Genomic DNA, 24071 nt, shown 5'->3' with positions numbered 1-24071 from the left:
CGCACTATAGTGCAGAACCCTGGTGCGGGCGCAAGCGCCGGGCGCAGAAACGGGTAGAATCCGCAGGTCTTGCCGAATCGTCCGGCGCCCCCATCTTGGGTACCGCTATGGCCCTGCTCCCCATTCTCGAATTCCCCGATCCGCGCCTGCGTACCAAGGCGGTGCCGGTCGACGCCGCCGAGGTCACCTCCGCAGCCTTCCAACGCCTGCTCGACGACATGTTCGAGACCATGTACGACGCGCCGGGCATCGGCCTGGCGGCCAGCCAGGTGGACGTGCACAAGCGCTTCATGGTCATCGACGTCAGCGAGGAGAAGAACGCCCCGCAGGTGTTCATCAATCCGCAGATCGTGCAGCACGATGGCGAACAGGTGTACCAGGAAGGCTGCCTGTCGGTCCCCGGCATCTACGCCGACGTGACCCGCGCCGACACCATCACGGTGCGCTACCTGGACCGCCAGGGCCAGCCGCAGGAACTGAGCACCGACGGCCTGCTGGCGGTGTGCGTGCAGCACGAGATGGACCACCTCGACGGCAAGCTGTTCGTCGACTACCTGTCTCCGCTCAAGCGCGAAATGGTGCGCAAGAAGCTGGCCAAGGCGCGCAAGCACGTGGCCTGACGGCCGGGATTCGGCATTCGGAATTGGGGATTCGTCAGAGCGATCGGATCCCTTCCGGTCGCCGAGCCCCGTCGTTGCGAATCCCCACTCCCCAATCCCGAATCCCTGCCCAATGAAACTCGTCTTCGCCGGTACGCCGGACTTCGCCGTGCCGTCGTTGCGCGCGGCTGCGCAGCGCCATGAAGTGGTCGCGGTCTACACCCAGCCGGACCGGCCCGCCGGGCGCGGCCGCGGGCTGACCCCGTCGCCGGTCAAGCTGGAAGCGGTGGCGCGCGGCATCCCGGTGCTGCAGCCGCAGACGCTGCGCGCGCCGGAGACGCTGCAGGCGCTGCGCGCGCTGCAGCCGGACCTGATCGTGGTGGTGGCCTACGGGCTGATCCTGCCCAAGGCGGTGCTGGCGATCCCGACCCATGGCTGCTGGAACGTGCATGCCTCGCTGCTGCCGCGCTGGCGCGGCGCCGCGCCGATCCAGCGCGCGATCGAAGCCGGCGACACCGAGACCGGGGTATGCCTGATGCAGATGGAAGCGGGGCTGGACACCGGCCCGGTGCTGCTGTCGCAGCGCACCCCGATCGGTGCCGACGAGACCGGCGGCCAATTGCACGACCGCCTGGCCGCGCTCGGCGCGCAGGTGTTGGCCGACGGCCTGGGCCTGCTGCGCGCCGGCCTGCGCCCGGTGGCGCAGCCGCAGCCGCAGGACGGCGTCACCTATGCGCACAAGCTGGACAAGGCGCAGGCGCGACTGGACTGGCAGCAGCCGGCGGCGCAGTTGGCGCGGCAGGTGCGCGCCTTCGATCCGTGGCCGGTCGCCGAGGCAGTGCTGGCCGGCGAGCGGGTGCGGGTGCGCGGCGCGATCGCGCTGGACCTGGCGCACGGGCAGCCGCCGGGCACGGTGCTGACCGCGTCCAAGCAGGGCATCGACATCGCCTGCGGCCAGGGCGCGCTGCGCCTGCGCGTGCTGCAGCGCGAAGGCGGCAAGGCGATCACCGCCGCCGACTACCTCAACGCACGCCGCGACCTGCCGGTCCTGGCCTGAGGCGTCGGCCATGCCTGCGTACGCCGCGTTGGGCCAGGCGGGCGCGGCCTTGGCCGCGTCCTCGCTGAGGTGCGGGCGGGCCACCGCTTCGCGCATCTCCGCCCTCCCCGCGCGCAACCACGAAGCGGCACGCGCGCGAACGGATGACGCGTCCTGGAGCGTCTGCCGATGACCATGACGCCCGCCGCTGCGTGGCCGCCGGGCGTGGCCCCGCGGGTGGTCGCCGCCCGCGTGCTGACGGCGGTGATCGACCGCGGCCGCTCGCTCAAGGCCGAGCTGGCCGCGGCATTGCCGGCCCTGCCGGATTCGCGCGACCGCGCGCTGGTGGAGGCGATCTGCTTTGCCGTGCTGCGCCGCCGCCCGGCCTACGAGGCGGCGCTGCGGATGTGGCTGCAGAAGCAGTTGCCGCAGCGCGACGCCGAACTGCGCGGGCTGCTGCTTGCCGGCTTCGCCCAGCTCGATGCGCTGGGCCTGGCGCCGCACGCGGCGCTGTCGGCGACGGTGGAGGCGACGCGCGCGCTGGATCGGCCACGCCAGGCCGGCTTAGTCAACGCGCTGCTGCGGCGCGCGCTGCGCGACGGGCTGCCGGCGGTGGCCGCCGACGCGGGCTGGCCGCTGTGGCTGCGCGACGCGTTGCACGCCGACTGGCCGCAGCAGGCCGAGGCGATCTTCGCCGCCAGCCAGCAGCCGGCGCCGCTGTGGCTGCGGGTCAACCGCCAACGCGGCACCCGCGACGCCTATCTGCAGGAATTGGCCGCGGCCGGCATCGCCGCACAGGCGTCGCCGCTGCTGGCCGATGCCATCCGCCTGGACACGCCGATGGCGGTGAGCGCCCTGCCGGGCTTTGCCGACGGGCGCGTCTCGGTACAGGACGGCGCGGCGCAGCAGGTCGCCGACGTGCTGGCGCCGACGCCGGGCGCGCGCGTGCTCGACGCCTGCGCGGCGCCCGGCGGCAAGTCCGCGCACCTGCTCGAACGCGACCCGAGCCTGCGCCTGACCGCGCTGGACGTGGATGCGCGCCGTCTGGCGCGGGTCGGCGAGACCTTCGCGCGCACCGGTGCCGGTGCGCAGGCGCACCTGCAGGTCGCCGACGCGGCGCAGCCGCAGGACTGGTGGGATGGCGAGCCGTTCGACGCGGTGCTGCTCGACGCGCCGTGTTCGGCCACCGGCATCGTGCGCCGCCAGCCGGACGTGCTGCTGCATCGCCGACGCGAGGACGTGATCGCGCTGCAGGCGCTGCAGGCGCGCCTGCTCGACGCCGCCTGGCAGGTGCTGCGGCCGGGCGGGGTGTTGGTCTACGCCACCTGTTCGCTGCTGCAGGACGAGAATGCTCGGCAGGTGCAGGCATTGCTGGCGCGGCAACCCGGCGCGGCGCTGGAGGACCCGGGCGTGGCCTGCGGGCATGCCTCCGGCGGTGGCCGCCAGCGCTTCCCCGGCGAACAGGACTGCGATGGTTTCTACTACGCGCGGTTCCGCAAGACGGCATGAACCGGCCCCGCTATCATCGCTTCCCATGCTGAAGACCCGCGCCTCCCGAGAGTTCTGGTTGTTGGCCATCCTGGCCGTGCTGGTGCTCGGCGCCGGCCTGGGCCTGCGCGATCCGCACCCGGCCGACGAACCGCGCTTCGCGCTGGTCGCCAAGCAGATGGTGGAGAGCGGCAACTGGCTGTTCCCGCACCGCGGCACCGAGCTGTACTCGGACAAGCCGCCGATGCTGATGTGGTTGCAGGCCAGCTTCTACACGCTGTTCGGCAATTGGCGGGTCGCGTTCCTGCTGCCGTCGCTGCTGGCCGGGCTGGGCACGCTGGCCTGCGTCTACGACCTCGGCCGGCGCCTGTGGACGCGTCGCGTCGGCATGTACGCGGCCTATGCGTTGCTGTTCGCCTTCCACTTCACCTACCAGGCGAAGAAGGCGCAGATCGACCCGCTGGTGGTGTTCTTCATCACCCTGGCCAACTACGCGCTGCTACGCCACTTGTTGCGCGGGCCGGACTGGCGGCTGTGGGCGCTGGGCTGGTTTGCCGCCGGGCTGGGCACCATCACCAAGGGCGTGGGCGTGCTGGCGCTGCTGATGCTGCTGCCGGCCGCGGCGGCGTCGCTGGCGCACTGGCGCGGTGTGCGGGTCGGCCTGCGCGATGCGCGCTTCTGGCTGGGGCCGCTGGCGTTCCTGGCGGCGGTGTCGATCTGGCTGGTGCCGATGGTGGTCACCGCGCTGTCGAGCAACGCGCCCGAGTACCACGCCTACCTCAACGACATCCTGTTCCGGCAGACCGCCGGGCGCTACGCCAAGTCCTGGGACCACGCGCACGGGCCGCTGTACTTCTTCGGGGTGATGCCGAGCATGTGGCTGCCGGTGCTGCTGGCGCTGCCGTGGGCGATCCCCGCCTGGGCGCGGCGCCTGCGCCGGCGCGATGCGCGCTATCTGCTGCCGCTGGCCTGGTGGGCGCTGGTGGTGCTGTTCTTCTCGATCCCGACCGGCAAGCGCGACGTCTACGTGCTGCCGGCGCTGCCGATGCTGTGCTTGGCGATGGGGCCGCTGATCCCCGGGCTGCTGCGCAAGACCGGGGTCAAGCGCCTGCTGCTGGCGTTCACCGCGCTGCTGACGCTGGCGCTCGGCGGCGTCGGTGCGGCGATCCTGCTGGGACATGGTTTCCGCGCGCGGATGATGGAAGACCGCGGCATCGACCTGGCCACGGTGCAGGTGCTGGCCTGGGTCCTGCTGGCGATCGGCCTGTGGGGCGTGGCCAGCCTGGCCATGTTCGCGCGGCGCCGCCCGGAACTGGCGACGGTCTCGACCCTGACCATGGTCTGGGTGATGGCCGGCTTGCTGGTGTACCCATTGATCAACATGTCCAGCTCCGCGCGCGGGGTGATGGAGTCGGTCGGGCGTCGCATCGGCCCGGATGCCGAACTCGGCCTGGTCGCCTGGAAGGAGCAGAACCTGCTGATGGCCGACCGCCCCGCGACGACCTTCGGTTTCGTGGTGCCGTGGGAAGAGCAACTGCGCCGTGGCATCGCCTGGCAGGCGCAAGCGCCGCAGCGGCGCTGGCTGCTGGTGCAGGAGGCGGCGATGCTGGGCTGCGTCGACCGTCACGCCAGTGTCCTGGCCGGCGTATCCAACCGACGCAACTGGTGGCTGGTCCCGGCCAATGCCGTGCATGGCCGTTGCGTGGCCACTCAGGAAGACTTCGATCGCCTGCGCGAGCAGGACAAGGATCGCCTCGAATGAGCCACGCCCGCGCGTTGCGGCTGCGTGGCGCGGGTGCCGCTGAAGGCCAGCGTGCCGCGCGGGCCGGGGGGCACGCGTGCCGCCACGCCTGATCCGGGTCATCAGCCGCGACAACGGCGGCGGCCTCAGCCGCGACCTGCAGGTGGTCGCCGACCTGCTGCGGGAGACCGGCCGCTACCGCGTCGAGGTGCTGGGTTTCGGCACCGTGCGCATCGCCAACCGCCTGCGCGAACTGCGCCTGTTCCTGCGCAGCCTGCTGTTCGGGCGCGCCGACCTGCAGATCTTCCTGGAACGGGTGTATCCGCGCTGCCTGGGCAGTGGCCTGCGCAATGCCTTGATCCCCAACCCGGAATGGTTCCGGCACAAGTGGCTGCGCCGCCTGCCGCGTTTCGCGCAGGTGCTGTGCAAGACCCGCCAGGCCGAGCAGCGTTTTTCCACGATGGCGCCGACCGCCTTCATCGGCTTTTGCAGCGACGATTGCTACCGTCCTGAGGTACCGCGCGAACGCGCCTGCCTGCACGTGGCCGGGCGCAGTTCGGCCAAGGGCACCGCGCTGCTGCTGCAGACCTGGGCGCGGCACCCCGAGTGGCCGCGGCTGACCGTGGTGCAGAGCGCGAAAAAGTCCCACCCGATCGAGGCCGAGAACATCGACTACCTGACCGGTTACCTGGACCAGCAGGAACTGCGGCGGCTGCAGAACGCGCACCGCTTCCACCTGTGCCCGTCCGAGGTGGAGGGCTTCGGCCACTACATCATGGAAGCGCTGAGCGTCGGCGCGGTGGTGGTGACCACCGACGGCGCGCCGATGAACGAGCTGGTGAGCGCCGAGCGCGGCGTGCTGATCGATCCGGTCGGCGAGGGCCCGGACAATTTCGGCGTGCGCTACCGGATCGAGGCCGCCGGCCTCGAGCGGGCAATGGCGCAGGCGCTGGCGCTGTCGCCGATGCAGTGCGACGCGCTGGGCACCGCCGCGCGCGGCTTCTTCGAGGCGCGCCGGCGCGAGTTCGGCGAGCGCCTGCGCGCGGCCGTGGCCGACTTGCTCGGGGAGACGCCACCGCCGGCCTTGCCAGCCAGCCGCGGCGCCGATCGCGAACAGGTCAGGCCGGGTTAGGGAAGCGCCCCGGATCATCGCCGACCACCCCATCCCCACGGCCTTCCCTCCTTGATGTCCCAGCCCATCGCGCCACGCCACGCCGTTTCCGCGTCCTCCCGCCAGGCCCTGGCCGAGCGTGGCGCGGCGCTTGCGCTGCTGTGCCTGCCGGCGCTGGTGATCAGCATGCCCAGCGGGTTGTTGCCGTTCGGCCTGCTGCTGCTGGTGACCAGCCTGCTGGCACTGCCGCAACTGCGCCAGGCGGTGGCGCCGATGCAGCCGTCGGTGCGCTGGTTGTGGATCCTGGCGCTGCTGGTGATCGGGCTGTCGCTGTGCTCGGTGCTGTACTTCGGCCAGCCGCTGAAGGACATCGACAACCGCACCCGCTTCCTGGTGCTGCCGTGGGCGGCGCTGTGGACCTATGCGCTGCGGCCGCCGCAGCGCCTGCTGTGGTGGGGCGCGCTGCTCGGGATCCTCGCCGCCCTGGTGCTGGCCAGCGTGCAGGTGCTGCAGGGCCTGCCGCGCGCCGAGGGCTGGACCAACGCCATCGTGCTGGCCGACGTGGTGCTGATGCTGATGGTGCTGGCGGTGTTCTGCCGGCCGCGTGGACAGTGGCCGTGGGCCGTGGCCGCGGTGGTGGCGGGCGGCATCGTCATCCTGCTCAGCGGCAGCCGCGGCGTGTGGCTGGGCGTGCTGCTGCTGCTGGTGGTCAGCGCCCTGTGCCTGCGCTGGCGCGACAGCGCGACGCGGCTGATGATCCTGGGCGCGTGCACCGCGCTGGCGGCGGTGCTGGTGCTGAGCGTGCCGGCGCTGACCAAGCAGACCCGCCTGGCCGAGCTGCATCACGACGTGCAGCGCTACGAGCGCGGCGACAGCGATTCCTCGGCCGGCGCGCGCATCGAACGCTTGCAGGTGGCGGCGGCGACCTTCGTCGAGCACCCCGTGGTCGGGGTCGGCGTGGGCCGTTTCGACAACGCCATGCTGCGCCTGCCTGACTGCCGGAAGGCGTTCGTCGAGCGCTGCCACCTGGGCCATGCGCACAACGATCTGGCCGAGTGGAGCGCGACCCAGGGCCTGCCCGGCACCGTGCTGATCCTGCTGGTGTACGGCGTGCCGCTGTGGCTGCTGCTGCGCCTGTACCGGCGCCGGCCGCAGCCGCATTTCCATGGCGCCGCGGCGGCCGGGATCATGGTGGTGGCGGCCTACGTCCTGTGCGGCATGACCCAGTCGATGTTCGCGCACCAGGTGAGTACCGGTTTCTATGTATCGCTGGTCGGCGTGCTGATCGGGCTGGCCGCGCGCGAGGCGGAGCCGGCCCAGGGCGCTGAAGGCGCCGCGCGAAGCCGGTAGACTGCCGGTCCCGCATCGCCGGGCGGCGCGGCGCCTGGCGCCGGCCGCCGGCACCGCGCCTGACTTCCGGATACCGCGCGCCATGGCCGACGCCGCCGCGACCACCCTGCCGCTGAGCCTGGTGGTGATGACCTACAACGAGGCCGCCAACATCGCGCGCTGTCTGGACAGCGTGCCGTTCGCCGCCGACAAGCTGGTGGTGGACTGCGGCAGCACCGACGACACCGTGGCCATCGCCCGCGCGCACGGCGCGCGCGTGGTCGAGCAGGCCTGGTTGGGTTTCGGCCCGCAGCGCAACTTCGCCTCCACCCAGGCCGCGCACGACTGGATCCTGGTGCTGGACGCGGACGAATTCCTGTCCGACGCGCTGCGCGCCGAATGCTTGGCGCGGCTGCCGCAGCTGCTCGCCGAGGACCGCGTGGATGCGGTGTGGCTGCGCCGCAGCACCTGGTACATGGGCGCGCCGATGCGCTGGTACAAACCCATGGTCGGCGAGCGCCTGGCGCGGCTGTACCACCGCGGCCGCGCGCGCTGGAGCGATGCGCGGGTGCACGAATCGCTGCGCTTCGACGGCGTCAGCGCCGAGTTCGCGCCGCCGTTCAACCATCTGCACAACCCGACCCTGGTGCACAAGCAACTCAAGGTGCTGCGCTACGCCGAACTCAAGGCGCTCGGCTGGCGCGACAAGCGCAAGCCGGTGAGAATGTGGCAGAGCCCGTTCGTGTTCGCCGGCGCCTTCCTCAAGGACTATCTGCTGCGGCTGGCCTTCCTCGACGGCTGGCGCGGCTTGGTGGTGGCGCAGACCGCGGCCAGCTACGCGCTGTACAAGCGCATGCGCTACTACGAAATGCAGATCAACCCGGCCTCGGTGGAGCAGGCGCGGGCGCAACTGCAACGGCACGATCTGGAGCACTGATGAGCAAGCACTATCTGCTGTACGGATCCGAGCGCTACGCGCTGGCGATCCTGCGCCCGCTGCAGGCGGCGATCCGCGCGCGCGGCGACGAGGCGGCGTGGTTCTTCGACGGCCCCGGCGCCGAGGATCTGAGCGCCGACGAGCGCCACCTGGCGACGGTGGAAGAGGTGCTGGCGTGGAATCCGTATGCGGTGATCACCTCCAGCAACGCGGTGCCGCATTTCTTCCCGGGCGTGAAGGTCGAGACCTTCCACGGCTTCGACGCCGGCAAGCCGCGGCACATCTACGTGCGTGGTTTCTTCGACCTGTACTGCACCACCGGCCCGCGCGACACCGCGGCGTTCGGCGCGCTGGCGCGCAAGCTCGGCCACTTCGCGGTCAAGGAGACCGGCTTCCCCAAGATCGATCCGTTCATGCGCGAGATCGGCGCGGACCTAGCGCCGGTGCGGCAGCCGCCGGTGATCCTGTACCACTCCACGTTCTCGCCGTCGTGGAGCGCGGCCGGCATCCTCTACGACGAAGTCGCGCGGCTCTCGCGCAGCGGCGAATGGCGCTGGATCGTCACCTTCCATCCGAAGATGGACCCGGCGATGGTCGCCCGCTACCGCGCACTTGAGAGCGAGTACCTGCACTTCGCCGACAACGACAACATCCTGGAGCTGTTCCCGCAGGTGGACATGATGTGCTCGGACACCTCGTCCGCGCTCAACGAGTTCCTGCTCACCTACAAGCCGGTGGTGACCTTCAAGAACCGCCGTCCGGGGCCGCAGCTCATCGACATCGACGATCCGGCGCAGTTCGAGCCGGCGATCCGCCGCGCGCTGCAGCGGCCGCCGGAACTGATGGCGGCGATCCGCGAGTTCGCCGATGGCCTGCATCCCTACCGCGACGGCCAGTCCAGCGAGCGCGTGCTGCGCGCGATCGACGAGTTCGTCGCCGAGGGCGCGCGCAACCCGCGGCGCAAACCGTTGAACCTGTGGCGCAAGCTGAAGATCCGTCGCCGCATCGGCTACTGGGGCCGCGGCGCGCGCTGACGCGCCGCAGCGCCGCGCGCGTTCACCAGCGCAGCCGCCGCTGCGCCAGCGCGTCGCCCAGTTGCCGGTACAGCGCCCGTGCTTCCGCGTCCGGCAGCAGCCGCATGCGCAGTGGCGGTTCGCCGTGGCGGGCGCCGGCGGTGTCCAGCCACAGCGTCGCGGTGCCGCACCAGCGGTCCAGCGGCGAACGGCTCAGGTGCAGCGCCTGCAACTTGTCCAGTTCGGCCAGCCGCCACCAGCGCCGCCACCAGCCGCCGCGCACCGCAACGTAGCGCGCATCCAGCGCGTAACCCATGCGCTGCGCCTGGCGCCAGGACTTGAACGCCGACCACGGCAGCCACAGCAGCAGCAGCGCGGCCCAGACGCCGAGCGTGGGCCACAGCCCCGCGCACAGCAGCGGCACCAGCAGCAGCGCCGGCAGCGACAGCCGCCACCAGCAGCGCGTGGCGATGCCGTGCCAGTGCGCCGGCGGCCAGGCGATCTGCGGCAGCAGCCGCTGCAGCAGCGCATCGCAGGCGGCCGGGGTGGCCAGGGGCGCCAGTTCCGTCAGGGCGTGGTCGTGCCAGTGGTGCGCCTGGATCACCGCCGTCTCGATATGCAGGCTGCGCCGCCGCAGCAGCCGTTGCAGCACGCTCTCGTGCAGGGTCCAGGCCTGGATCCGGCGCCGCGCCACGCTGCTGCGCAGCCGCGTCAGCAGGCCGCGTTCCACGGTCAGCCGGCGCTCGCTCTCGCTCAGCCGGAAGCCGTGGTACTGCACCAGCGCCAGTCCCATCGACAACGCGCGCATCAGCAGCAACAGCGTCGCCAGCATCAGCGCGAAGGTGACCGTGCCGGCCATCCAGCCCAGTTGCAGGTGCGTGGCGTAGCCGAACAGTTGCCGCCCGTAGTGCTCGATCGCGTTGGAGATCATGCGCTCGGGGAACAGGTGGTAGGTGGCGCCGAACGCGGTGAGCAGCACCACCATGCCGCGGTTGGAGATCAGCCCCTGGCGCAGCACCTCGGCGGTGGGCAGCGCCAGCAGCAGTTCGCTGTCCGGCGCGGCGGCGGGCGCAGCGTCGGTATCGGTGGCGGCGGTCGTGTCGGCGGCGGGCGCGCGGTGGCGGATCTGCTGTTCCAGCGCCAGTGCCTGGTCCAGCCGCAGCACCCGCATCTGCGCCTCGGGCTTGGTCCCGCCGGCCGACTCCAGGCGCACCTCGGCCACGCCGAACAGGCGGTGCAGCAGCGACTGGTGCACCACCACGTTGTGGATGCGCGCGAACGGGATCTCGCGCAGGCTGCGTTCCAGCCAGCCGCTGCGGATGCTCAGGCTGTCGCGGCCGATGCGGTACTGGTAGGTGAGATAGCGCAGCAGCGACACCGCCACCAGTCCGCTGCACACCGCCAGCATCACCAAGTGATCGGCGTGATCGCGGTGGCCGTCGCGGCTGCCAAACACCAGCAGCGCCAGCAACGGCAGCAGGAAATGCCTGAGGTGCTGCAGCAACACGAACAGCCACGACCACGGATGCAGGCGCCGCACCGGTGCCGTGTGTTCGGAGTCGGCGCCGCCGCTCACAGCGCGTCGTCGTCGTGGTCGAGCTGGTGCGCCAGGCGCTCGCGCAGGCGTTCGGCGTCGGCGTGGTCCAGGCCGGGCACGGCGACCGCGGTATGGCGGGTGCCGGCGGTGTGCACGACCAGGGTGGCCAGGCGCAGTGCGCGTTCCAGCGGGCCGCGGCGCAGGTCCAGGTGCTGCACGCGCGAGATCGGCACGTGCGTCTCGCTCTGCCACAGGCGCCCGCGGAACACGTCCAGGCCCTGGGCATTCAGCCGCCAGCGGATGCGCCGATGTCGGACGAAGCCGATCCATGCACCGCACAGACTGCCCACAGCCGCCGCGACGGCGCCCAGGGCCAGTGCATGCAGGCTATGCAGGCTGAGGCCGACGATGGCGGCTGCGACCACCAGGCTGAGCCCGAGCATGCAGCCACCGCCGAGCGCGGCCAGCCAGGCGCCGCGCAACGGCAATGGCTGCCAGTCCGCCGGCGGCCACTCCGCGGGCGCCGGCATGGTGGCGCCCGCGCTCGGCGCAGGCACGGTGGGGGAGTCGTCCATGGGTGGCGGTGCAGTCACGTCGGGGTCTCGGGGCGAGCGGGCGCGGGCGCGCGGCGTGGCCTGCGATCCTAACGCGCCGCTGGCGGACGTGCGCTGCCCGCCGCGCGGTTCCCGGCGCGATCCAGGGGTGTGGTGTGGCGCGCCGTTCCGCGCCGTGGGGTCAGCGCGCCGCGCGCAGCAGCGCGTCCACGTCCAGCGCGTGGCCGGCGCGGGCCGCCTTGGTGCGCAGGTAGCCTTCGTTCTCGGCGGTGATCGTGCCGGTGACCGGGATGCGCTCGGTCACCTCGATACCAGCCGCGCGCAGGCGCTCGGCCTTGGACGGGTTGTTGGTGAGCAGGCGCACGCGGCCGATGCCGAGCCCGCGCAGCATCGCCACGGCGCTGCCGTAGCGGCGTTCGTCGGCGCCGAAGCCCAGTTGCGCATCGGCGTCGATGGTATCCAGGCCGTCGTGCTGGTAGCCGTAGGCGCGCATCTTGGTGGCGATGCCGGTGCCGCGGCCTTCCTGGTCCAGGTACAGCAGCACGCCGCCGCCCAGCGCCTTGAGCTTGGCCAGGCCGTGGCGCAGCTGGTCGCCGCAGTCGCACTTGAGCGAGCCGAACAGGTCGCCGGTGAGGCAGGAGGAATGCACGCGCACCGGCACCGGCGCGCCGAGGTCGGGCTGGCCGATCACGATCGCGACCTGGTCGCGCTGCGCCACGCCGCCGCGGAACACCACGAATTCGCCAGGTCCCAGGTCGCGCAGCGGCACCTGGGTGCGGGTAACCAGGGTGTAGCTGTCGGAGGCGGCGAGGGCGCAGCCGTGCTCCAAGTCCTCCAACTGCAGCGCCTGGCAACCCTGGAAGGCGCTGCTGTCGGCGTCCAGTTCCGCGGCGACCATCGCCGGCAGCAGCAGGCCCAGGCGCGCGATCTCGGCGGCGCCGGCATCGAGCGCGTCGCCGGGCAGCCAGTGCGCCGGCAGCGGGCCGTCACGCAGGTAGGCCAGCGCCGCCAGCGCGTCGTAGGACTGCCCGGCCAGGGCGATGCGCGCGCCCTGCGGCGCGTCCAGGCCCAGCACCTGCGCGCGCGCCGGGGTCACGAACAGGTAGTGCCGCTGCCCGGTGGCCTGGGCGAAGCTGCGATAGGAGGGTTCGGTGCTGCTGTCCAGCGCCATGACCGCACGGACGTGGCCGGCACGGTCCTCGAGCAGCACCGGGCGCCCGGCGCGCAACTCCGATGCCGCGCGTTCGCTGCGGATCGCGGCAGGATCGCCGAAGGCGTGCGCGGAAGGGGCGGTGGGGCTGGTCATGCACGACTCCAGATGGGGATCGGCGGCGCCGCTTCAAGGCTGCCGCGTCCGGTCGCGGCGGCGCCGGCGCGGTGCCGGTGGGCGCTGATGGCGCCTGGGCGCCATTGTCGCGCGCTTTGCCTGACGCGCCAGCCCGCAGGCGATGGAACGCACTGTGCCCGCGTGTGCGCGCCGCCGATGCAACCGAATGCGCCGTCTGCGGCAACACGCCGGTGCGGGTGGGGTGTGCACGCGCCGCCGGTTGCTTGCTACTGTGCGCCATCGCGTCCGCTCCGGCCCCCGCATGCAGCTCGTCGATTGCACCGAACCGCGCCACGCCATGGCGATCCTGGAGATCTTCAACGACGCCATCGTCCACTCCACCGCCCTGTACGACTACCGGCCGCGTCCGCCGGAAAGCATGGCGGTCTGGTTCGCGACCAAGCGCGCCGGCAACTTCCCGGTGCTGGGCCTGGAGGACGCCGACGGCACCCTGCTCGGCTTCGCCAGCTACGGCACCTTCCGCGCCTGGCCGGCGTTCAAGTACAGCGTCGAGCACTCGGTCTACGTGCACCGCGACCATCGCGGCCGCGGCGCGGGCCGGCAACTGCTGCAGGCGCTGATCGACACCGCGCAGGCGCGCGGCGTGCATGTGCTGGTCGGCGGCATCGACGCCAGCAATGCCGGCAGCATCGCCCTGCACGAGCAACTCGGCTTCGTGCACGCCGGCACCGTGCGCGAGGCCGGCTTCAAGTTCGGGCGCTGGCTGGACCTGGCGTTCTACCAGCGCATCCTCGCCGGCCCGGCGCAGCCGCACGACGATTAGCGCGACCGCGGTCCGGCCGATCCGTGGCAGGAGGTAGCCACGCGCTCGTGCGTCTTGGTTCCCGGAACGCGCCCACGCCGCGCATGCTCGGGGGGGCTTACGCCCTAGTGCGGATGGCGCTCGGTGGCGTAGGGATTGGGTTCGGCCGGGTCCGGGCGCAGCGTGTAGCGCTTGTAGGTCCACTGGTACTGCGCCGGATCGCGCCGCGCCACCCGCTCCACGCCCTCGTTGAGCGCGGTGGCCGCGCGCAGCGGGTCGGCATCGGCGATGTCCGCTGGCGCGGGCTGCACGTGCAGGGCGAACTCCAGGTCGTTGCCGACCCGCTCGCACCAGGCGAACAGCACGGTCGCGCCGGTGCGCTCGGCCAGGCGGTTGACCAGGGTCATGGTCAGCGCCGGCACGCCGAAGAACGGGGCGAACACGCCGTCGCCGGCCTTGGGCTGCTGGTCGGGCAGGATGCCGACCGCGCCGCCGTCCTTCAGCGTCTTGAACAGCTGCCGCACCGCCGGGCCCTCGGCGCGCACCTGGCGCACCCGCTCGCCGCTGCGCACCAACTGCAGGAAGGCGTCGCCGACCGCCGACTCCGGCGCGCGGTAGACGATGGCGATGTCGCCGCGCGAGGCCAGCCACTGGTTGAGCAGCTCCCAGTTGCCGAAATGCGGCGCGGCCACGATCACCCCGCGGCCAGCGGCCAGTGCCGCGTCGTACAGCTCCTGGCCATGGCGCAGGCGCAGCCGCGCCAGATTCTGTTCCGGCGGCCGGGTCCACAGCAGCAGGGTCTCGACCGCCTGCCGCGCGGTCGAGCGCAGCACGTCGCGCTGCAGGGCGACGCGCTCGCTGGGCAGCAGGTCCGGATAGGCCAGTTCCAGGTTGCGCCGGACCACCCGGCTCTCGCGTGCGTCCAGGCGCAGCCACAGCCCGGCCAGGCCATCGGCCAGGCGGCGCAGCCACGGCCACGGCAGGCGCGCCACGGCGGCGGCGCAGCGGTACAGCAGGGAAGCGAGCGTCGCAGGTTTCATCGACCCAGTTTATCCGCTCGGCGCGTCGGACCCGCCCGAACGGCATCGAGGATCGCGCCGGCTGCGGCTTCGTCGCTTTCTCAATCCCGTCGGTTCGGCGATGATGCCGCACGATCGCAACCGTTCGTCGGGCGCGACCAATGCGAAATCCCCAATCCCCAATCCCGGCCCCACCGCCATGCTCTCGCTGATCCAGCGCGTCACCCAGGCCTCGGTCAGCGTCGATGGCGAGGTCGTGGGCCAGATCGGGCCCGGCCTGTTGGCGCTGGTGGCGGTGGAGCCGGGCGACGACGAGGCCAAGCTGCGGCGCATGGCCGAGCGCCTGCTCGGCTACCGGGTGTTTTCAGATGCGAGTGGGCGCATGAACCAGTCGTTGCGCGACACCGGTGGCGGCTTGCTGCTGGTCAGTCAGTTCACCCTGGCCGCCGATACGCGCTCGGGGATGCGGCCCAGTTTCACCACGGCGGCGCCGCCGGCCGAGGCTGAACGCGGCTTCAACCGATTGCTGGAGCTGTGCCGCGCGCAACACCCGCCAGGGGTGGAAAGCGGCCGCTTCGGTGCCCATATGATCGTCAGCCTGGTCAACGACGGCCCGGTCACTTTCCTGCTCCGGCCGTAGACGCCGGCGCGTTCCTGGCGGAGCCATTCAGGCTCCTCGTCCGGCAAGCGGCGGTCCGGGCTGTTATAATGCTAGGTTCACTCATTCACCTACCTGCCGGTGGCGCGAGCACTCATGGCCAACGAACGTCCTGCCCAGCAATCCGACATCAAGCAACTGATCAGCAAGGGCCTGGAACAGGGCTATCTGACCTACGCGGAAGTCAACGACCACCTTCCCGACGATCTGGTCGATCCCGAACAGATCGAAGACATCATCGGCATGATCAACGGCATGGGCATCGATGTCCATGAAGTTGCGCCCGATGCCGAAACCCTGTTGCTCAACGACGGCAACACCGGCAACCGCGAAGTCGACGACACCGCGGCCGAAGAAGCCGCCGCGGCGCTGACCGCGCTCGACACCGAGGGTGGCCGTACCACCGATCCGGTGCGCATGTACATGCGCGAGATGGGCACAGTAGAACTGCTGACCCGTGAAGGCGAGATCGCCATCGCCAAGCGCATCGAGGAAGGCCTCGGCCAGGTGCAGGCCGCGCTGGGCGCGTTCCCGCTGGCGGTGGAGACCCTGCTCGAGGACTACGAACAGCACAAGGAAGGCAAGAAGCGCCTGGCCGAGATCGTGGTCGGCTTCAACGACCTGGTCGAGGAAGAGCCGGCGCCGCCGGTTGCGGTGTCCGACGACGACAGCGCCGCCGATGCCGATGCCGACGATGACGACGACGACGACGTCGATACCGCCGAAGAGGATGCCGGCCCGACCGGTCCGGACCCGGCCGAAGTCGCGCGGCGCATGGAAGTGCTGGCCACCGAATACGCCAAGTTCAAGAAGGCCCACGCCAAGAACGGCGCCGAGCACAAGGTCGTCACCAAGCTGCGCAACGACATCGCCGAGGTGTTCGTCACCCTGAAGCTGCCGCTGCCGCTGACCGACGTGCTGGTGCGCAAGCTGCGCGACACCATGGCCCAGGTCAAGGATCACGAGCGCCGCGTGCTGCATCTGGCCACCCACGTGGCACGCATGCCGCGCAAGGACTTCATCCGTTCCTGGGAAGGCAACCAGACCAACGTGGCCTGGGTCGACGATGCGCTCAAGCGCAAGCAGAAGTGGTCGTCGGCGCTGCGCGACGTCAAGGACCAGATCATCGCCGAGCAGGAAGCCACTGTCGCGGTGGAGCAGGCCACCTACCTGAGCCTGGCCGAGCTGAAGGAAATCAGCCGCGCCATGGCGTATGGCGAAGCCAAGGCGCGCAAGGCCAAGAAGGAAATGGTCGAGGCCAACCTGCGCCTGGTGATCTCGATCGCCAAGAAGTACACCAACCGCGGCCTGCAGTTCCTCGACCTGATCCAGGAAGGCAACATCGGCCTGATGAAGGCGGTGGACAAGTTCGAGTACCGCCGCGGCTACAAGTTCTCGACCTATGCCACCTGGTGGATCCGCCAGGCGATCACCCGCTCGATCGCCGACCAGGCGCGCACCATCCGCATCCCGGTGCACATGATCGAGACGATCAACAAGTTGAACCGCATTTCCCGGCAGATGCTCCAGCAGTACGGCCGCGAGGCCACGCCGGAGGAACTGGCCAAGGAAATGGACATGCCCGAGGACAAGATCCGCAAGGTGATGAAGATCGCCAAGGAGCCGATCTCGATGGAAACCCCGATCGGCGACGACGAGGATTCGCATCTGGGCGACTTCATCGAGGACACCAACGTGGAGTCCCCGATCGAGAACACCACCAACATCAACCTGTCCGAGACCGTGCGCGACGTGCTGGCCGGGTTGACCCCGCGGGAAGCCAAGGTGCTGCGCATGCGCTTCGGTATCGACATGAACACCGACCACACCCTCGAGGAAGTCGGCAAGCAGTTCGACGTGACCCGCGAGCGCATCCGCCAGATAGAGGCCAAGGCGCTGCGCAAGCTGCGTCACCCGAGCCGCTCCGAGCAGCTGCGCAGCTTCCTCGACATCGACTGATCGAGCGCGGTTCGCGACAACGAAAAAGCCCCGCCATGTGCGGGGCTTTTTTGTGGGCGCAGATGCCGGATCGAACGGTGCGCTGCATCCCTTGTAGGAGCGGCTTCCGCCGCGACCGGGCTTTACCGGGAACGCCGAGTCGCGGCTGAAGCCGCTCCTACAACGGCATCCGCTTACGCGAACGCCTTGCTACCGCGCATCACCGCCAGCACGTCGTGGCAAGCGCCCATGGTGTGGTAATCGGTCTTGCCGGCCGGGCTCTTCTCGTCGCTGTAGCTGCGGTTGTCGCGGCTGAGGATGCGGAACCAGGCGCCGTAGCGGTGGTCGACCAGGTGCTCCCAGGAATACGCCCACAGCTTGTCGTAAGCGTCGCGATACGTGGCGTCGCCCGTGGCGGCAAGCAGTCGCGACGCGGCGGCGATGGCTTCGGCCTGCACCCAGAAGTACTTGTCGTCGTCGCAGAAGTAGGTCGGCGCCGCGGCCACGTCGGGTACGCCGACCACCGGCGCTTCCTCGGTACCGGAGGCGAAGCCGTAGACGATGCCGCCATGCTGCGCGTCCCAGCCGTGCGCCAGCGCGGTATCGAACAGGTGGCGCGCGGTCGGCAGCAGCCACGCCGGCGCGGTGCCGGTGGCCGCCTGCAGGTGCCCGTGCAGCAGCACCAGCAGCTTGGACCACTCGACCTGGTGGCCGGGCTGGAAGCCCCACGGCCGGAACAGATGTTTGGGGTTGTCGCGGTTGTAGTCCCAGTCCACCTGCCAGTTCGCGTCGTAGTGCTCCCACACCAGGCCGCCGGCCAGCGCCGCCTGGCGGCGGGTGATGTGGTCGCCCAGCAGCAGCGCGCGCTGCAGGTAGCGCGGCTCGGCGCTGGCCTCGTAAGCGGCGATCAGCGCTTCGCACAGGTGCATGTTGGCGTTCTGGCCGCGGTAGCTGGAGAACGTCCACTCCGGGGTGGCCTCGTCGCGGTACAGGCCGGCGGCGGCATCCCAGTAGCGGGTTTCCAGCAGTTGCCAGGTCTCGTCCATCCACGCATCGGTGTCCAGGCCGGCCTTCTTCGCGGTGGCGTAGGCCAGCAGCACGAAGGCGGCGCCGTAGGCGTGCTGGGTGCGGTCCTCGGCCACGCCATCGCGCAGGGTCCACACGTAGCCGCCGCTGGCGGTATCGCGGTGCACCTCGCGCAGGTAGCGCAGGCCGTGGCGCGCGGCGTCCAGGTACTCGGCGGCCAGCGCCGAATCGGCGAACTCGATCGCCGCCATCGCGTAGTTGAAGACGAAGCGGGTGCTGCTGACCAGGTGGCGATGGCCGGCGTCGTACACGCTGCCGTCGTCGCGGAAGTAGTGGAAGAAGCCGCCCGCCGGGTCGATCGCGCGCGGATGGTAGAAGGCCATGGTGTCGGCGATGTGCGCGCGCAGGACGGCGGCGTCGGCGAAGTCGGGCAGGGGCGTGGCGGGCAGGTTCATGCGGTCGGCTGGCGAACTGTGTGAGGGAGGAGAAGACGGCGGCGCGCGGCGGCGGCGTGGGCGGCCGCCGTGCCGGGAACGGATCGGCGGATCAATGCATCACGCGCGCGGTCGGCGCGGTGGTGGGCGCGGCCGCCGCCAGCTCGGGCGACAGGCGCGAGCCGCGCAGGCCGTACCAGACGATGTAGGCGTAGCACAGCAGCGGGATCACGAAGGCATGCTGGATGCCGATGGCGTCGGCCAGCGCGCCCTGCGCCAGCGGCACGATGGCGCCGCCGACGATGCCCATGATCAGCAGGCTGGAGGCCTTGCTGGTGAGCACGCCCAGGCGCTCGATGGCCACGGTGAAGATGGTCGGGAACATGATCGAGTTGAACAGGCCGATGGCGATCACGCTCCACATCGCGACATGGCCGGTGCTGAGCATGGTGGCGATCAGCAGCAGCGAGGCGATGCCGGCGAAGGTCGCCAGCAGCTTGCGCGCCGGGACGAACTGCAGCAGCGCCGCGCCGGCGAAGCGGCCGATCATCGCGCCGCCCCAGTAGAACGGCAGGTAGCCGCTGGCGTCGGCTTCGGTCAGGCCGCCGGTGGTGGGGCCGGAGATGTAGTTGATCAGGAAGCTGCCGATCGACACTTCCGCGCCCACGTACATGAAGATCGCCACCACGCCCCACAGCAGGTGCGGGTGGCGCAGCGCGTCGGCGAAGCTGTGATGCGACTCGGCACTGGAATCGCTGTCCTCGCGCAGCGACGGTACCCGCATCACCAGCACGAACACCGCCAGCAACAGCAGGCCGCCGGCCAGCATCAGGTAGGGGATTTCCACCGAGCGCGCCTGCTCGACGCGGTAGGCGGACAACTGCGCGGGATTCATCGCCGCCAGCTGGTCGGCGCCGAGCACCGCGCCGGCCAGGATCAGCGGGCCGATCAGCCACGGGAACACGGTGGTGCCCAGCGAGTTCAGCGCCTGCGCGAAGTTGAGCCGGCTCGGCGCCTTCTCCGGCGCGCCGATCAGGCTGATGTACGGGTTGGCCGCGACCTGCAGCAAGGTGATGCCGCTAGCCAGCACGAACAGCGCGGTCAGGAACAGTGGGTAGGAGGGCAGGCGCGCGGCCGGGTAGAACATCGCCGCGCCGATCGCCGCCACCACCAGGCCGATGACGATGCTGGCCTTGTAGCCGACCCGCGACACCACCGCACCGGCCGGCACCGACATCAGGAAGTACGCGCCGAAGAAGGTGAACTGGATCAGCATCGACTGCGCGTAGTTCATCTGGAACACGGCTTTCAGATGCGGGATCAACACGTCGTTGAGGCTGGTCAGGCCGCCCCAGGTGAAGAAGATCATGCTGACCACCGCGATGGCGGCGGTGTTGGACAGCGGGCGACGGCTCATGCAGCGACTCCGGGAACGGGCGAGAGGGCGACCCGGCTGCTGGCGCGCAAGCACAGCCGGGCGGGGGCGATGGTAAGCGCAGGCAACGCCTGCCGGTGGCGCAGCGCGTCCAGCACCAGGCGCGCGGCCTGCATGCCGCGCTCGCGCGGGGCGACGGCGACGGTGGACAGCGGCGGGGTGGCGACGGCGGCTTCGGGAATGTCGTCGAAGCCGATCAGCGCGTAGTCGCGGCCGGCCACGCGGCCGCGTTCGGCCAGGCCGCTGGCCAGGCCCAGCGCGACCACGTCGTTGTAGCAGACCAGCGCGGTCGGCAGCGGGTCGCGCGCGCACAGCGCGCCGGCCTGGCGCGCCGCTTCCAGCCGGGTCGGCGCGCATTCGATCAGCCATGCCGGGTCGACCGCGATGCCGGCGGCCGCCAGCGCCTCGCGGTAGCCGGCGCGGCGCTCGGCGCAGGAACTGGACTGGCGGTGGCCGCCGAAGAAGGCGATGGCGCGGTGCCCCTGCGCCAGCAGGTGTTCGGTGGCCAGGCGCGCGCCGCGGCGGTTGTCCAGCGCCAGCAGCGGCCAGTCGCCATCCAGCGCGCGGTTGAACAGCAGTACCGGCAGGCGCGGCCCCAGCAACTGGCGCAGCCGCGCCGCGTCGGTGTTCTCGGTGGGCGAGAGGATCATCGCCGCAGGGTGGTGCTCGATCAGCGAGCCCAGTACGGTCTGCTGGCGCTCCGGCGACTCGCCGGTGCTGCCCATCAGCATCACGTAGCCGGCCTCGGCCAGCGCCGCGTCCACGCCGCCGGCGAACTCGGCGAAGAACGGATTGGCCAGGTCGTTGACCACCAGCGCCACCGCATTGGACGCGCGGCCGCGCAGGCTGGCCGCGCCGCGGTGGTAGACGTAGCCCTGGCGGGCGATCTCCGCCGCCACCCGCGCGCGCGTGTCCGCGTGCACCAGCGGGCTGTTGCGCAACACCAGCGACACGGTCGCCCGCGACACGCCGCAGGCGGCGGCGATGTCGGACACGGTGACGCGTTTGTCGGCAGGAGACGGCGCCACGGCGCATTAGACCGGTTCAAAAGGTCGCTCATCCTGCGCCGTCGTGATTCGATCCGCATTTTGCAGTGCAGCAAGGCATCGCAGCGGGTTTGTGCTATCGGTTTGGATCGATTCGATCTGGGGAGCCTGCCATGCGCAGCTCGAGGATGCTGGGCGGCGCCGCCGCACTGCTGCTGGCCGCGCTGTGGCCGACCGCGCCCGCCGTCGCGGCACCTGACGCCAAGGTGGGCGAGCGTGCGGTGGCGGCGGTGGATCCCTTCATCGGCACCGGCGGCGAGGGCCACACCTATCCCGGCGCCACGGTGCCGTTCGGCATGGTCCAGCTGAGCCCGGACACGCGCATCCAGCCGCGCAAGGACGCCTACGGCTGGGCGGCAGGCTACCGCTACGACGACCGCAGCCTGGTCGGCTTCTCGCATACGCATTTCTCCGGCACCGGCCACTCCGACCTGGGCGACGTGCTGCTGATGCCGATCAGTGGCGCGGTGCGGCTGGAGCGCGGCGACCCGGACACACCCGGCAGCGGCTACAGCGCGCGCTTCCGCCACGATGACGAGCGCGCCGAGCCGGGCTACTACGCGGTGACCCTGGACGACTACAAGGTCCGCGCCGAACTCACCGCCAGCGCCCGCGTCGGCGTGCATCGCTACACCTATCCGGCCGGCCAGCCGGCGCACGTGCTGCTGGACCTGCGCACCAGCCTGTACGACTACCCGGGCAAGATCAGCTGGTCGCGGCTGCGCCTGCGCGCCGACGGCACCGTCACCGGCTTCCGCGAGACCCGCGGCTGGGCGCCCGGGCGGCAGCTGTACTTCGCCCTGCGCTTCTCGCAGCCGCTGCGCGGCCACGCCTTCCACAACACCGAGCAGGACATTCCCTACAAGGGCTTCCCGCCGCCGGGCGACAACGACCCCACCCAGCGCGCGCAGATCGAAGGCCGGCAGCTGGTGGGGTCGTTCGACTTCGGCAACGCATTGCGCGGGCCGCTGCTGGTCAAGGTGGCGATCTCGCCGGTCAGCGAGGACAGCGCCATCGCCAACCTCGACGCCGAAGTGCCGGGCTGGGATTTCGACGGCGTGCGTCGCGCCGCGCGTGCGCAATGGGCGCAGGCGTTGGGCGCGGTGGACGTCGAGGCGCCGCCCACCCAGCGCACCCAGTTCTACACCGCGCTGTACCACAGCCTGCTCGGCCCGACCCTGTTCATGGACAGCGACGGCCGCTACCGCGGGCCGGACAACGCCGTGCACCAGGCGCAGGGCTACACCCACTATTCGACGTTCTCGCTGTGGGACACCTATCGTGCGCTGCACCCGCTGCTGACCATCGTGCAGCCGCCGCAGCGCACCAACGACATCGTCAACTCGCTGCTCGCGCACCAGCGCGAAAGCCCTTACGGCGTGCTGCCGGTGTGGGCGTTCCACGGCCTGGAGACCTGGTGCATGATCGGCTACCACGCGGTGCCGGTGATCGCCGACGCGTACATGAAGGGCATTCGCGGCTACGACACCGATGCCGCGCTCAAGGCCATGGTGGCCAGCGCCGACTACGGGCCCTACGACGGCATCGCCCAGTATCGCCAACTCGGCTATGTGCCGATCGACGAGGAAGGCGAGGCCGCCTCCAAGACCCTGGAGTACGCCTTCGACGACTGGACCATCGCGCGCATGGCGCAGGACATGGGCCGCACCGAGGTCGCCGCCACCTTCGCCAAGCGCGCCGGCAACTGGCGCAACGCCTTCGATCCGGGCACCGGCTTCATGCGCGCGCGCAAGCGCGACGGCAGCTTCCGCACCCCGTTCGATCCGGATGCCAGCGGCTACGGCACCGACTACACTGAAGGCAACGCCTGGCAGTACTCCTGGTACGTGCCGCAGGACGTGGCCGGCCTGGCGCGTGCGCATGGCGGCGACGACAAGTTGCTGGCGCGGCTGGACCAGGTGTTCGACGCCAAGGTCGATCCCAAGGTGTTCGCACACATGGAGGACATCACCGGCTTGATCGGCTGGTACGCGCACGGCAACGAGCCCAGCCACCACGTCGCCTATCTGTATGCCTACGCCGGGCAGCCGTGGCGTACCCAGGCGCGCCTGCAGCAGATCATGCGCAGCCAGTACGCGGCGCGTCCGGACGGCCTGGCCGGCAACGACGACATGGGGCAGATGTCGGCCTGGTACGTGTTCACCGCGCTGGGCTTCTACCCGGTGGCGCCGGCCAGCAACCAGTACATCCTCGGCCGCCCGTTCCTGCCGCGCGCCACGCTGGCGCTGCCCAACGGCAAGCGCTTCACGGTGATCGCCGACGGCCTGGACGATGCGCATCCCTACGTCGGCGGCGTCACCCTCAACGGGCGCCCGCTGAATCGCGCGTTCCTGCGCCACGAGGAACTCATGGCCGGCGGCGAACTGCGCTTCACCCTGCAGGCCACGCCCAACACGGCCTGGGCCGCGGCTGGCGCCGAGCGCGCCTATTCGATGAGCGAATGAAGGGCACTCCACCTATTCCGGGAGATGTCCTGTAGGAGCGGCTTCAGCCGCGACGAGGTGTTCCCGGTCAAGCTCGGTCGCGGCTGAAGCCGCTCCTACAGGGCCACCGGCATCCGGCTTGAGTGTGGTGGAAGCAGGTTCAAAGGTGCTTCGAAGCTGCGCCGGCGCGCATCTGCGTTTGGATGATGGCCCAGCCCTCTGCGTCCGTTGCTGCAGATTCGGTGCGCGACTCACGCGGGAGCGTCAGCATCGCGTGAATTTCTTGCTGCATCTAGCGGGGTGCGTGGCGGCGCGGAGCGTGCGCCGCCACACCCCGGCACAGCGCGTCGCATCACATGCACGCGCATTTAATGTCATCCACACATTCCATTTGCGGCGTTCGTGGTCTTGTGACGCAGCTGCATCGCATCGCGCGGACCGGGTGCGCCGGCACCGTTGCGATCTCTGGAGCGCGACAGCGTGCAGGCCCATCCCGTTCCGGTGCCGTTGCCATGCGACGGCGCGATCCGCGTTGCCGGCAACGGTGCGCAGAGGCGACGTGTCCTTTCTCATTCGTCGAACGGGATCTTCCGAATGCATGTCTGCCTGCTGTCCCCCTTTCCCTCTCACGAAGCG

19 protein-coding genes are annotated in these 24071 nt (G+C 70.7%); 12 read left to right on the top strand and 7 right to left on the bottom strand.

Features of this window, described 5'->3' with window-relative positions:
• The first annotated feature begins 107 nt into the window (after positions 1-107).
• From def to GGR64_RS12190, 8 genes are all read left to right on the top strand, one after another.
• Positions 108-620 (top strand): peptide deformylase, encoded by a 513-nt coding sequence (def, locus tag GGR64_RS12225; protein ID WP_184646135.1) that lies wholly within the window; start codon positions 108-110, stop codon positions 618-620.
• 112 nt (positions 621-732) lie between these two features.
• Entirely contained in the window at positions 733-1656 is a 924-nt protein-coding gene (gene fmt, locus GGR64_RS12220; RefSeq protein WP_184646133.1) for a methionyl-tRNA formyltransferase, read from the top strand.
• A gap of 168 nt (positions 1657-1824) precedes the next feature.
• The gene (rsmB, locus tag GGR64_RS12215; RefSeq protein WP_184646131.1) at positions 1825-3144 is read left to right on the top strand and encodes a 16S rRNA (cytosine(967)-C(5))-methyltransferase RsmB; all 1320 of its coding nucleotides are present in this window, start codon (positions 1825-1827) and stop codon (positions 3142-3144) included.
• Positions 3145-3169: 25 nt separating this feature from the next.
• Entirely contained in the window at positions 3170-4885 is a 1716-nt protein-coding gene (locus GGR64_RS12210; protein ID WP_184646128.1) for a glycosyltransferase family 39 protein, read from the top strand.
• 76 nt (positions 4886-4961) lie between these two features.
• Entirely contained in the window at positions 4962-5996 is a 1035-nt protein-coding gene (locus GGR64_RS12205) for a glycosyltransferase (protein WP_184646126.1), read from the top strand.
• 54 nt (positions 5997-6050) lie between these two features.
• Positions 6051-7325, top strand: a complete 1275-nt coding sequence (locus GGR64_RS12200) for an O-antigen ligase (protein ID WP_184646124.1) — start codon at positions 6051-6053, stop codon at positions 7323-7325.
• An 82-nt stretch (positions 7326-7407) separates the two neighbouring features.
• Positions 7408-8241 (top strand): glycosyltransferase family 2 protein, encoded by an 834-nt coding sequence (locus GGR64_RS12195; protein ID WP_184646122.1) that lies wholly within the window; start codon positions 7408-7410, stop codon positions 8239-8241.
• On the top strand, positions 8241-9275 hold the full coding sequence (locus GGR64_RS12190) for a CDP-glycerol glycerophosphotransferase family protein (RefSeq protein ID WP_184646119.1): 1035 nt from the start codon (positions 8241-8243) through the stop codon (positions 9273-9275). Before GGR64_RS12195 ends, GGR64_RS12190 begins: the two co-directional genes overlap by 1 nt.
• 22 nt (positions 9276-9297) lie before the next feature.
• Here GGR64_RS12190 and GGR64_RS12185 read toward each other — a convergent pair whose 3' ends face one another.
• From GGR64_RS12185 to ribA, 3 genes are all read right to left on the bottom strand, one after another.
• Complete coding sequence (locus GGR64_RS12185; RefSeq protein ID WP_184646117.1) at positions 9298-10830, bottom strand: PH domain-containing protein; 1533 nt, start codon at positions 10828-10830, stop codon at positions 9298-9300.
• Complete coding sequence (locus GGR64_RS12180; RefSeq protein WP_221236198.1) at positions 10827-11366, bottom strand: PH domain-containing protein; 540 nt, start codon at positions 11364-11366, stop codon at positions 10827-10829. Before GGR64_RS12180 ends, GGR64_RS12185 begins: the two co-directional genes overlap by 4 nt.
• 160 nt (positions 11367-11526) lie before the next feature.
• Positions 11527-12651, bottom strand: coding sequence for a GTP cyclohydrolase II RibA (ribA, locus tag GGR64_RS12175; RefSeq protein WP_184646113.1), 1125 nt, complete (start codon positions 12649-12651; stop codon positions 11527-11529).
• A gap of 283 nt (positions 12652-12934) precedes the next feature.
• Here ribA and GGR64_RS12170 point away from each other — a divergent pair, with 283 nt between their 5' ends.
• Positions 12935-13456, top strand: coding sequence for a GNAT family N-acetyltransferase (locus tag GGR64_RS12170; RefSeq protein ID WP_184646111.1), 522 nt, complete (start codon positions 12935-12937; stop codon positions 13454-13456).
• 104 nt (positions 13457-13560) lie between these two features.
• Here GGR64_RS12170 and GGR64_RS12165 read toward each other — a convergent pair whose 3' ends face one another.
• Complete coding sequence (locus tag GGR64_RS12165) at positions 13561-14475, bottom strand: lauroyl acyltransferase (protein WP_160965974.1); 915 nt, start codon at positions 14473-14475, stop codon at positions 13561-13563.
• 178 nt (positions 14476-14653) lie between these two features.
• On the opposite strand from GGR64_RS12165, the gene dtd reads away from it, so the two are divergent.
• Positions 14654-15094, top strand: coding sequence for a D-aminoacyl-tRNA deacylase (dtd, locus tag GGR64_RS12160; protein WP_160966102.1), 441 nt, complete (start codon positions 14654-14656; stop codon positions 15092-15094).
• Positions 15095-15208: 114 nt separating this feature from the next.
• Positions 15209-17071, top strand: a complete 1863-nt coding sequence (gene rpoD, locus GGR64_RS12155; RefSeq protein WP_160965976.1) for an RNA polymerase sigma factor RpoD — start codon at positions 15209-15211, stop codon at positions 17069-17071.
• A 173-nt stretch (positions 17072-17244) separates the two neighbouring features.
• On the opposite strand, the gene GGR64_RS12150 is transcribed toward rpoD, so the two are convergent.
• The 3 genes from GGR64_RS12150 to GGR64_RS12140 all read right to left on the bottom strand — a co-directional run bounded on the left by GGR64_RS12150 (position 17245) and on the right by GGR64_RS12140 (position 20973).
• Positions 17245-18531: an AGE family epimerase/isomerase gene (locus GGR64_RS12150; protein ID WP_184646109.1), complete on the bottom strand. Its 1287-nt coding sequence runs from the start codon at positions 18529-18531 to the stop codon at positions 17245-17247.
• A 91-nt stretch (positions 18532-18622) separates the two neighbouring features.
• Positions 18623-19927: a sugar MFS transporter gene (locus GGR64_RS12145; RefSeq protein ID WP_184646107.1), complete on the bottom strand. Its 1305-nt coding sequence runs from the start codon at positions 19925-19927 to the stop codon at positions 18623-18625.
• On the bottom strand, positions 19924-20973 hold the full coding sequence (locus GGR64_RS12140; protein ID WP_184646105.1) for a LacI family DNA-binding transcriptional regulator: 1050 nt from the start codon (positions 20971-20973) through the stop codon (positions 19924-19926). Before GGR64_RS12140 ends, GGR64_RS12145 begins: the two co-directional genes overlap by 4 nt.
• A gap of 131 nt (positions 20974-21104) precedes the next feature.
• Here GGR64_RS12140 and GGR64_RS12135 point away from each other — a divergent pair, with 131 nt between their 5' ends.
• The gene (locus GGR64_RS12135) at positions 21105-23456 is read left to right on the top strand and encodes a GH92 family glycosyl hydrolase (RefSeq protein WP_184646103.1); all 2352 of its coding nucleotides are present in this window, start codon (positions 21105-21107) and stop codon (positions 23454-23456) included.
• Positions 23457-24071 lie beyond the last annotated feature (615 nt).

The organism is Xanthomonas sp. 3307, from assembly GCF_014199735.1.
GTDB lineage: Bacteria > Pseudomonadota > Gammaproteobacteria > Xanthomonadales > Xanthomonadaceae > Xanthomonas_A > Xanthomonas_A rydalmerensis.
The sequence above is the reverse complement of the archived record's forward strand: the minus strand, read 5'-3'. Positions and strand labels throughout refer to the sequence as shown.